This is a genomic window from Methanosarcina sp. UBA5 (assembly GCF_002505485.1).
Lineage (GTDB): Archaea > Halobacteriota > Methanosarcinia > Methanosarcinales > Methanosarcinaceae > Methanosarcina.
Window position 1 is genome coordinate 1 of sequence record NZ_DAVG01000037.1, and the last position, 1,516, is coordinate 1,516.

1 protein-coding gene is annotated in these 1,516 nt (G+C 32.2%); it reads right to left on the reverse strand.

The window, feature by feature from the left end:
* Positions 1-109 precede the first annotated feature (109 nt).
* A complete protein-coding gene (locus BP621_RS03520; protein ID WP_292387986.1) occupies positions 110-1,345 on the reverse strand; it encodes a homing endonuclease associated repeat-containing protein in 1,236 nt (411 codons plus the stop codon).
* Positions 1,346-1,516: the final 171 nt, after the last annotated feature.

Here is a 1,516-nt window from a genome sequence, read left to right on the forward strand (position 1 = left end):
AATATGTAGTGCGCACGCACAAAGAGTACTTGATTAAAAAGAGAGGTATGTAAGGCGTGCCTAAGAAACAGCTATCTTATTAAGATCCAATTGAAAGGGAGAAAAAAAGTTAATAATTATCTCCCTCTGGTGTATATACTCCATTCAAAAGCTTTACTAATCTTTCTTTTTTTCTCTGAATAAAAAAATTTTCATGCCCGTAGAGAAAATTGAAGATCTTTGTGCAATTTGGAATACCACTTGTTCTAATTTGAAAAACACTTCTTTCAGGTAATATGTTGGGTTTAACACCACAGTTTTTTTCAAGTAAAAAAGCATAATCTTCACATAGTTTTTTAGAGCCTGTAAGTTTAAAAATTGGATGATGTGTAGTAGTTTTGCCATCAATCCAATGGTTTACGTCAACACTGATCGACCCATCTCCATCAAAGATTCCCCTCATTATGGCAGCTTCTTCTTCTGGTGTTTTTAAGTAATCGAGTGGTATATATGAAATATGCGTCTTATTTTCAACAATTCCATATAACATTAGATCTTTTATCCAATATTTGTTATGAAATTGTATTTGATAGACAGGCTGGGCTTTGTACACTTTATCTTTAAAATATAAATTCCTTTTTTCAAAAACGTATTTCTTTCGTGGGATCATATTATTTTCTTTCTCAATATAATCATTCATAGCGTACAAATTATCCTTGTCTTTTTCTACTGTACTTATTCTTATATAGTTTTTATTTACCCAACCGTCAGCAATAATATAGCCAATAATATACCATTTTCTAAGGTTCATATTTTCAGGTTTAAAAAAATCTTGATCCATTCGGTCCATATCTGCCGCCTTTAAAGCATTACTCCAAGAACCAAAAGTCTCAAGGAAACAATGAATAGATGGATAACCATTATATATTGTCATATCTCTTTGCATTGGGTATCTTCCATTTTCTTCATTATATTTTCTTAATACACGAATTAAATATTCTTCAGTATTATCATGTTCTAAAACATAACCGCCAGCAATTAACGCATTTTTCCAAGATCCAAATACCCTCTCATATGCATGGTGGGTAGGATAACCCTTTTTAGTACACATCTCAACATGTGTTGGTAATCTTTTATTTTCTTCTTTAAACCTTTCAATTTCACTTAGTAAAAATTCCTCACTTTCACCATCTTCTCTGAGTAATCCAGCAGTGATCAATCCTTTTCTGACACTTCCAAAAGTTCTCGTATATGCAGAATTTGAAGGATAGCCATTATAATTACGTAAGTCGTTGTACCCAGGATTTCTGCCATTTTCTTTTACAAACCGGTGTAATTCTCTTAACAAAAAATCTCTATCATCCATTTGTTTTCCCCCACAGTTATTACTCATATGTGCATAGAGGTGACTTTGAAGTCCACTTTACGATCCTTATTTCAAAACGCTAGAAAAAAGATTGAGTTACAGAGAATTTCCCAATAACTCTGTAATTTTGGCTTCAACCAATTTGTTGACTTTAGCCTCTATTATTGAAGA